Consider the following 8,346-nt stretch of genomic DNA (forward strand, 5'->3'; position numbering starts at 1 on the left):
CCGCCTCCGCCAGATTGGCGAAGATCGTGGTGAGCCAGAGCCAGGCGGTGATCGCCCAGCCGAACCAGTCGCCCGGGTCGCTGACGGCCAGGGCGGTGGTGACGATCGAGCCGATGAGGACGACGAACATCACGGGGGACTTGACCATCACCCGGGGATCGAGCTTCCGGAGCGCGTCCGGGAAGGACTTGAGGAGCTGTCCGGGGTCGAAGAGTCCCCCGCCGACCCGTCCGCCCTCGGGCTTGTGCCCGGACGGCACATCCGAGTGCGGCGCGCGGGTGGGAGTTATCGTGCTCATGACGCGAGCCCTTCGGCGAGCGGACCCAGCGCCAGCGCCGGGAAGTAGGTCAGACCGGTGATGATGAGGATCGTGCCGACCAGCAGCCCTGTGAACAGCGGCTTCTCGGTGCGCAGGGTGCCGGAGGTGGCGGGGATCGGCTTCTGCTCGGCGAGGGAGCCGGCCAGCGCGAGAACGAAGACCATCGGCAGGAAGCGTCCGAGCAGCATGGCCAGACCGATGGTGGTGTTGAACCACTGGGTGTCGGCGTTGAGCCCGGCGAAGGCGGATCCGTTGTTGTTGGCGCCCGAGGTGTAGGCGTAGAGGATCTCGGAGAAGCCATGGGCTCCGGAGCCGCCGACCGCGTTCGCGGCCGTGTTGGTGATCGAGTCCGGCGGGGTGGACAGGGCGAGCGCCAGACCGGTGAAGGAGAGGACCAGCGTCGGGGTGATGAGGATGTAGCAGGCCGCGAGCTTGATCTCACGGGTGCCGATCTTCTTGCCGAGGTACTCGGGGGTCCGGCCGACCATCAGTCCGGCGATGAACACCGCGATGATCGCCATGATCAGCATGCCGTAGAGGCCGGAGCCGACGCCGCCGGGCGCGATCTCGCCCAGCTGCATGCCGAGCATGGTGATGCCGCCGCCGAAGCCCGTGTAGGAGGAGTGGAAGCTGTTGACCGCTCCGGTGGAGGTGAGGGTGGTGGCCACGGCGAACAGCGATGAGCCGCCGATGCCGAACCGGGTCTCCTTGCCCTCCATCGCCCCGCCCGCGATGTCGAAGGCCGGGCCGGAGTGGGCGAACTCGGTCCACATCATCAGGGCGGTGAAGCCGACCCAGATGAAGACCATCGTGCCGAGGATGGCGTAGCCCTGCTTGACGCTGCCGACCATCCGGCCGAAGGTGCGGGTCAGCGCGAAGGGGATGACCAGGATGAGGAAGATCTCCAGCAGATTGGAGAGGGGGTTGGGGTTCTCGAAGGGGTGGGCGGAGTTGGCGTTGAAGTAGCCGCCGCCGTTGGTGCCCAGCTCCTTGATGGCCTCCTGGGAGGCGACCGCACCGCCGTTCCACTCCTGGACGCCGCCGGTGAACTGGCCGACCTCGTGGATCCCGGCGAAGTTCTGGATGGCCCCGCAGGCGACCAGCAGAACCGCGGCGACCAGGGAGATCGGGAGCAGGATACGGACGACGCCGCGGACCAGGTCGGACCAGAAGTTGCCCAGCTCACCGGTGCGGGAGCGGGCGAAGCCGCGGACCAGCGCGACGGCGACCGCGATGCCGACGGCGGCGGACACGAAGTTCTGCACCGCGAGGCCGCCGGTCTGCACCACATGGCCCATGGCCTGCTCGCCGTAGTACGACTGCCAGTTGGTGTTGGCGACGAAGGACGCGGCCGTGTTGAACGCCTGGTCGGGGTCGATCGACTGGAATCCGAGGGAGCCGGGCAGCGAGCCCTGCACACGCTGGAGCAGATAGAGGAAGAGGACGCCGACCGCCGAGAAGGCGAGGACTCCGCGCAGATAGGCGGGCCAGCGCATCTGGGTGTTCGGGTTGGCTCCGACGGCCTTGTAGATCCACTTCTCCACCCGGAGGTGCTTGTCCGAGGAGTAGACGCGGGCCATGTAGTCGCCCAGCGGCCGGTAGACCAGAGCGAGCGCGGCCATCAGCGCCAGGAGCTGGAGCGCACCGGCAAGTACGGGACTCATATCTGGGCTAGAACCTCTCCGGGTACAGAAGGGCGAGGACGAGATAGCCCAGCAGGGCGACGGCCACGATCAGACCGACGATGTTCTCGGCAGTCACAGCTTTGCCACCCCCTTGGCGATGAGAGCCACCAGCGCGAACACCGCGATCGTGGTGACGACGAAGGCCAGGTCGGCCATCGTGAACTCCTGATGTGGATGAGGATTCGGACCGCCGGACACGGAACCGCCGGATTCGGGCCGCCGGATGCGTATCTGTCGGATACGGACCTGTTCGGAACAGGACTGTTCGAGGAAACCCTTTTTCGGCCAGTGCGTCGCTTTCGTTGACACGTCCTATACGGCGCGGCGATCGCTCTTGACGGAACCTGTACGGGCTGCCGACGCCAGGCGGCCGGGCGACGATGGGCGCAGTACGCCCTGGCCGTACGGAGCGGGCTCGCCGCACGGCCGGTCGCGGGCCCGCTCCGGACGGCCGGGGAACCGAACGCCGCCGGTACGGGCCCGGGGCAAGGACACGGAGGGTGCGCCATGACCGGCACGCAGGCCACGGCCCCAGGCCCCCGCCCCGGGGACCGGAGCCGCCCCTTCCGTGCCTGGCTGCTCGACGGCCTCAGCGAGACCACGGCCCGCCACCCCGGACCGCACGGCAGACCGCCCGCGGACCACCAGGGCCACCGCTGGTGGCGGGTGATGTGTCTGACCGGTGTGGACTACTTCTCCACCCTCGGCTACCAGCCCGGTATCGCGGCGCTCGCCGCCGGACTGCTCTCCCCCCTCGCCACCCTCGGACTGCTGGCGCTCACCCTGCTCGGCGCACTGCCGGTCTACCGCCGCGTCGCCCATGAGTCGCCCCACGGCGAGGGGTCGATCGCCATGCTGGAGCGGCTGCTGCCCTGGTGGTCGGGGAAGCTGCTGGTCCTGGTGCTGCTCGGCTTCGCCGCGACCGACTTCGTCATCACCATCACTCTTTCGGCCGCCGACGCCTCGGCGCATGTGATGGAGAACCCCTTCGCCCCCGACTGGCTGCACGGTTCCGGCCTGTGGATCACGCTGGGTCTGATCGGTCTGCTGGGCGCCGTCTTCCTCAAAGGCTTCCGTGAGGCGATCGGCGTGGCCGTCGTCCTCGTCGCCGTCTATCTCTCCCTCAATGTGGTGGTGCTGGCCACGGCGGCCTGGCAGGTGATCTCCGAACCGGTGCTGGTTCCCGACTGGTGGGACGCCATGACCGCCGAGCACTCCTCGCCGTTCGTCATGATCGGGGTGGCGCTGCTGGTGTTCCCGAAGCTGGCCCTCGGCATGTCCGGCTTCGAGACCGGAGTGGCGGTGATGCCGCAGGTCAGAGGCGATGCCACGGACACCTACGACAACCCGGCGGGCCGTATCCGCGACACCCGCAGACTGCTGACCACGGCCGCGCTGATCATGAGCTGCTTTCTGCTGCTGTCGAGCCTGGCCACGACCCTGCTGATCCCGCAGGACGACTTCAAGGCGGGCGGCCCCGCGAACGGGCGCGCGCTCGCCTATCTGGCCCACGAGTACCTCGGCGAGGGATTCGGCACGGTCTACGACCTGTCGACCATCTGCATCCTGTGGTTCGCGGGCGCCTCGGCGCTGGCCGGTCTGCTCAATCTCGTACCGAGGTTCCTCCCCCGCTACGGCATGGCCCCCGAATGGACCCGGGCGGTGCGCCCGCTGGTCCTGGTCTTCGTGGCCATCGCGGTCTGCGTCACGGTCTACTTCGACGCGAACGTGGACCGGCAGAGCGGTGCGTACGCCACCGGGGTGCTGGTTCTGATGCTGTCGGCGGCCTTCGCCTCCACGGTCGCGGCGCGGCGCAGGGGCCATCGGCGGGCGGCCGTCGGCTTCGGGGTGATCACCGTGGTCTTCGTCTACACCCTGATCGCCAATGTGATCGAACGGCCGGACGGCATCAAGATCGCGGCACTGTTCATCGTCACGATCCTGCTGACGTCGTTCGCGTCGCGGGTGCACCGGGCGTTCGAGCTGCGTGCGGCGGAGGTGGACTTCGACGACACGGCGGCGCGGTTCATCGATGAGGCGGTGGCGGCGGGGCCGCTGCGGATCATCGCGAGCGAGCCGTCGGAGCACAGCGCCGACGAGTACCGGACGAAGGAGCGCCGGCGGCGGCAGGAGACCGATGTCCCCGACGGCCGTCCCGTGCTGTTCCTGGAGGTGTTCGTGAAGGACTCGTCGGATTTCACGGCCGATCTGACCGTTCACGGGGACGAGAAGCACGGGGTGCGCCGACTGCGGGTGGAGAGCACGACGGTGCCCAACGCGATCGCCGCCGTCCTGATGCGGATCCGCGACCGCACCGGCCGGATCCCGCACGCGTACTTCACCTGGACGGAAGGCCACCCGCTCGGCCAACTGCTGAGCTTTCTGATCTTCGGCGCGGGCGAGACGGCCCCGGTCACCCGAGAGGTCCTGCGCCGCGCGGAGCCGGATCCCGGGCGACGGCCGAGGATCCATGTGGGGTGAGGACGGAACGCCGGACGCCGCAGGGCGCGATGGGGCTGCTCTCGTGGAAACGCACCCGCTCCGGAGCGATCGCCGCCCGGTACACCCGTTAGGGGCTGTCGTCGGCGAGGTGTCTCCGGCCGTGCCTTCGTACCTCTTACGTTGCGACGCAGGTGGGCGGCTGTGGCCGTCCACGACACGAGGAGAGGGCATGCATCGACACCTGGCCCGCTGTGTGCCGGCCCTCGCCGTGCCGGCGGACGGTTTCACCGTACCGGCGGACGGTTTCACCGCGCCGCCCGCCGCAGCTGTCTCCGCGCCCGCCGCGACCCTCTCCCCGCCCGGCGCGGCGGGCGCGGCCTCGCCCCACCCCGGACACACCACACGCTGTCCAGAAAGTGCTGCTAGGCCGGATATGAGTCTCTATGGATGACGCACATCGCCCCACCGACCCAGCCTCCGCGAACCGGGACACGCAAGGCAGCGAACGATGGGAAGCGACGGCCGCCGTGGTCGCGGGCGGCGGAGCACTGGCGGTCTGGGAGCCCGCCTTCACGCTCGGCGCCTACAACGTCGTCTTCTACTACCAGCTGCTCACCCTCTGGGCGGTATCGACCGCTGTCCTGCTCAGCGCCCTGCTGCTACGCGAACGCCTGCCACGGCACGGATGGGTGTACCCGGCCTGCCTGATGCTGCCCACCGTATGGATCGGGCTCGCCGCCGCCATTCCCCACAAGGGCGGGACACCACGGGAGCTGCTCTTCCTCGCGGGCGGCGTCCTCAGCATCATCGGCACACCACTGCTGACCTGGCTGCTCCTTCGGATCCTGCTGTTCGGGGACTCCGAACTCTCCACACGTCAGCAGCGGAGGATCGTCGGCGCGATCGCAGTCGTCGGAGTGCTCGCCTTCACTCTCGGCAAACTGAACCATGTGTTTCTGACGTGCGGAGATTTCGACATCAGCGGAAACAGCGTCCCCCATGGGTGCAGGCCGGGAAACGCCTCCCCGTTCGGCTGACCCATCGCATCGCCCGGGGCGGGCCGGCACCGTGTCCGGAGCGACCGGTGCTACGCGGATACGCGTCCTGCCCCGGCGACGGTGGTCGCCCCGTCCGGGGTGACGGCACCGGGTCGGCGGCGGCTGCGGGCGAGGGGCTTGAGGGTGCGGTGGACGATGAACCATTCGGCGACACCGGCGCTGACGAGTATCGACGCCCAGACCGAGGCGGCGTAGACGTCCTCGAAGCTCAGCCAGTCGTACCGCGACCGGGCCGCCAGCCCGAGCACCAGGAAGAGGCGCAGCACCACGGCCGCGAAGGAGAGCGCGTAGTTGCGGATCATCCAGATGCGGTGCAGCTGGATCCGGCCTCGCCGGATCGTCCGGTACGCCTGGACCAGCGAGTAGAGCCAGGCGGCCGTCAGCAGATAGAAGGCGACCTGCACGGAGAACCCGTCAACGGAGAACGTGGCCGCGAAGAGGCCCGCCACGGACGCGATCAGGACGCTGACCATGTACACGCGGCCGACGACCCGGTGCAGCTTGCCGTACTTGTTCCGTAGCGCGGGGACGAACTGGACGGGTCCCAGCAGCAGGAGGAGGCTCGCGGGGAGGGCGTGGACGACGACGGAGAGATAGTGCAGGGCCACGTCCGGGTTGATCGGAATCCGGCCCTGTGACGGGTCACCGGTCAGATAGGCGGGGGCGCTGTACAGGGCCGTACCGACCGCCGAGACGGCGAACACCGCCCATGCGCTCCGCCGCACACGGCGATCCGCCCGGAATGCGGCTTTCATCATGACGACTCCCTGGGTCTCTGTGGTGGCGAGGGAACGTTGGAGCCCTGTTCGAGGGGGAACCCGGCGCGGTGCGCGCGGATGCGGTTCACCTGTCGAAGGCACCTGGGCCCGGTCGTGCGACGGGGAGCGGTGCCGCGCCCCCCGTCGCCTTCGATGACGCTAGCGAGAGGAGAGAGGCTTTGGCAGTGTGAGATTCTTCTGACACTGCCAAACATTCGATGCCGTGAAGGCCCGTCGAACGGTCGCCGCATGCCCCCAGCCGAGCCCGTAACCGGCCCACCGTCGCTGCGCCAGCGGCGCCGGGCCGTCGCCGTCCGCGAGATCCTGACCGCCGCCGAGCACCACATCGGCGAACACGGGCCCGCCGCCTTGTCCCTGCGCGCGGTCGCCCGGAGTCTCGGCATGACCGTGCAGGCGCTCTACCACTACTTTCCGAGCCGGGACCATCTCGTCACGGCGCTCGTCGCCGAGGCGTACAACGACCTCGCCGACGCCGTACAGGCTGCCGTCGACGCCGCGCCGGACCGCACGGCGGTGCCGCGTATGGTGATCGCGGCCGAGGGCTACCGCGGTTGGGCGACCGGCAACCCCGAGCGGTTCCAGCTCATCTACGGAGCGCCGCTGCGGCACTACGCGGCACCCGTCGAGGGCCCCACGACCCAGGCTGTCCGCCGGATGAGCGCGGTCTTCCAGCGCGAGCTGTTCGGCGGTTTCACCACGGCCCAACTGGCCGCGGCCGACACTCCCGAGCCCTCGTCCGAGCTCCGGGCACAGCTGGAGAACCTGTCACCGGACGCCCTCGGAGCCCTGCCGCCCCCCGCGGTGTCCCTCCTCCTGAGCGCGTGGGGACAGATGCACGGCCTCGTCGCCCTGGAGGTGTTCGGGCACACCACGTTCATCGGCGACCACCAGGCCGAGGTCTTCCACTCGGCCATGCGGAACATGGTCGAGGGCATCCACCGCAGGATCCCCACCGGCCCCGGCGAGGGAGGCGACCCGGCCCGCCGTCAGTGAAACCCAGTGGCTGTTCGGGCCCGCCTATGCATGCGTGGCAGAAGACGCTACAAGGAGCCTATGAAGCACTGCGCCCCGGTGGGCATCTGGTCTTCGAGACCCGCGACCCGGCCAGGCGTGCCTGGGAAGAATGGACCCGCGAGAACACCTACGACTCTTCGACGCGGGCGAGACGGCCCCGGTCACCCGAGAGGTCCTGCGCCGCGCGGAACCGGATCCCGGGCGACGGCCGAGGATCCATGTGGGGTGAGGGAGGATCCATGTGGGGCGAGGACGGCCCGCCGAACGTACCGGCCGCCGTGGTCTCGGGCGGCGGAGCACTGGCGGTCCGGGAGCCCGCCTTCACGCTCGGCGCACTGAACCATGTGTTTCTGACGTGCGGAGACTCCGACATCAGCGGAAACAGCGTCCCCCATGGACGCAGGCCGGGAAACGTCTCCCCCGCTCGGCTGCCCCATCGGATGTCGGGGCGCTGCTGTGCCGAGGGCCGGCCCATGCAGCTGCGGCGGGCTTTGCGCAGGACGCGCGAAGCCCGCCGCAGTCGTGTGTGCTAGACGCCGGCGTCGCGGCGACCGGTGGGTGACTTCTTGTCCTTGTCCTTGTGCTTGTCCTTGACCTTCACGGTGCCGTGGGTGCTGCACCGACTGTCGGTGCTACCCGGGAGGCAGTTGTTCCCCGGGGTGGGGGAGACGACCGTGTTGTCCAGTCTCAGGTCCCCGAAGGGACGCTCGTGGATGGTGATCGAGAAGGTGATCGTCGCCGTCTGCCCCGGCGCGAGGGTGCCGGACCATTCCAGGTCGGGGTCGGCGAAGGTGACGAGGCCGACGGTCGCGGTGGCGTCGCCGTTGTAGTCGGCGTCGTCCAGCAGCCCGCTGAGGTCGTCCGTGAAGAAGGCGTCGGTGCTGGTGCCGCCGGGGTTGCTCACGGTGATCGTGTACGACACCGTGTCCCCGGGCTTCACGGTAGCGGGCCCGTCCTGCTTCTTCTTGATGACGACGGGTGCCTGCGTGACCGTGGTTGTGGTGGTGCTGGTGTTGTTGTTCGGGTTGGGGTCGTCGTCGTCCCCGGTG

The 8,346-nt window shown here is 69.2% G+C and carries 9 protein-coding genes and 2 pseudogenes; 5 read left to right on the plus strand and 6 right to left on the minus strand.

Annotated features, from left to right (window positions below):
• From FF041_RS37475 to FF041_RS37490, 4 genes and pseudogenes are all read right to left on the minus strand, one after another.
• Positions 1 to 298: pseudogene (locus FF041_RS37475) on the minus strand (potassium-transporting ATPase subunit B); the annotation flags it as partial.
• Entirely contained in the window at positions 295 to 1,983 is a 1,689-nt protein-coding gene (gene kdpA, locus FF041_RS37480; RefSeq protein WP_153527263.1) for a potassium-transporting ATPase subunit KdpA, read from the minus strand. The pseudogene FF041_RS37475 and the gene kdpA, both read right to left, overlap by 4 nt.
• Before the next feature lie 7 nt (positions 1,984 to 1,990).
• A complete protein-coding gene (gene kdpF, locus FF041_RS37485; RefSeq protein WP_037701211.1) occupies positions 1,991 to 2,080 on the minus strand; it encodes a K(+)-transporting ATPase subunit F in 90 nt (29 codons plus the stop codon).
• Positions 2,077 to 2,313, minus strand: coding sequence for a hypothetical protein (locus tag FF041_RS37490; protein ID WP_153485631.1), 237 nt, complete (start codon positions 2,311 to 2,313; stop codon positions 2,077 to 2,079). Before FF041_RS37490 ends, kdpF begins: the two co-directional genes overlap by 4 nt.
• Before the next feature lie 198 nt (positions 2,314 to 2,511).
• Between FF041_RS37490 and FF041_RS37495 the strand changes: the two genes are divergently transcribed.
• The 3 genes from FF041_RS37495 to FF041_RS37505 all read left to right on the plus strand — a co-directional run bounded on the left by FF041_RS37495 (position 2,512) and on the right by FF041_RS37505 (position 5,483).
• Complete coding sequence (locus FF041_RS37495; RefSeq protein ID WP_153527265.1) at positions 2,512 to 4,485, plus strand: amino acid transporter; 1,974 nt, start codon at positions 2,512 to 2,514, stop codon at positions 4,483 to 4,485.
• A gap of 190 nt (positions 4,486 to 4,675) precedes the next feature.
• Positions 4,676 to 4,897 carry a hypothetical protein gene (locus FF041_RS37500; RefSeq protein WP_153527267.1) on the plus strand — a complete coding sequence of 74 codons (222 nt, stop codon included), beginning with the start codon at positions 4,676 to 4,678 and terminating at the stop codon, positions 4,895 to 4,897.
• Positions 4,890 to 5,483, plus strand: a complete 594-nt coding sequence (locus tag FF041_RS37505; RefSeq protein ID WP_153527269.1) for a hypothetical protein — start codon at positions 4,890 to 4,892, stop codon at positions 5,481 to 5,483. Before FF041_RS37500 ends, FF041_RS37505 begins: the two co-directional genes overlap by 8 nt.
• Before the next feature lie 50 nt (positions 5,484 to 5,533).
• Here FF041_RS37505 and FF041_RS37510 read toward each other — a convergent pair whose 3' ends face one another.
• Complete coding sequence (locus FF041_RS37510) at positions 5,534 to 6,262, minus strand: DUF2306 domain-containing protein (RefSeq protein ID WP_153527271.1); 729 nt, start codon at positions 6,260 to 6,262, stop codon at positions 5,534 to 5,536.
• A 249-nt stretch (positions 6,263 to 6,511) separates the two neighbouring features.
• Between FF041_RS37510 and FF041_RS37515 the strand changes: the two genes are divergently transcribed.
• Both FF041_RS37515 and FF041_RS39965 read left to right on the plus strand, forming a co-directional pair.
• Positions 6,512 to 7,276, plus strand: a complete 765-nt coding sequence (locus tag FF041_RS37515; RefSeq protein WP_153527273.1) for a TetR/AcrR family transcriptional regulator — start codon at positions 6,512 to 6,514, stop codon at positions 7,274 to 7,276.
• A 32-nt stretch (positions 7,277 to 7,308) separates the two neighbouring features.
• Positions 7,309 to 7,428: pseudogene (locus FF041_RS39965) on the plus strand (SAM-dependent methyltransferase); the annotation flags it as partial.
• Positions 7,429 to 7,826: 398 nt separating this feature from the next.
• On the opposite strand, the gene FF041_RS39970 reads toward FF041_RS39965, so the two are convergent.
• Positions 7,827 to 8,346 (minus strand): isopeptide-forming domain-containing fimbrial protein (locus FF041_RS39970; protein ID WP_228388991.1); only part of this gene is annotated, 520 nt, incomplete at its 5' end.

It is taken from the genome of Streptomyces jumonjinensis, assembly GCF_009600885.1.
Lineage (GTDB): Bacteria > Actinomycetota > Actinomycetes > Streptomycetales > Streptomycetaceae > Streptomyces > Streptomyces jumonjinensis.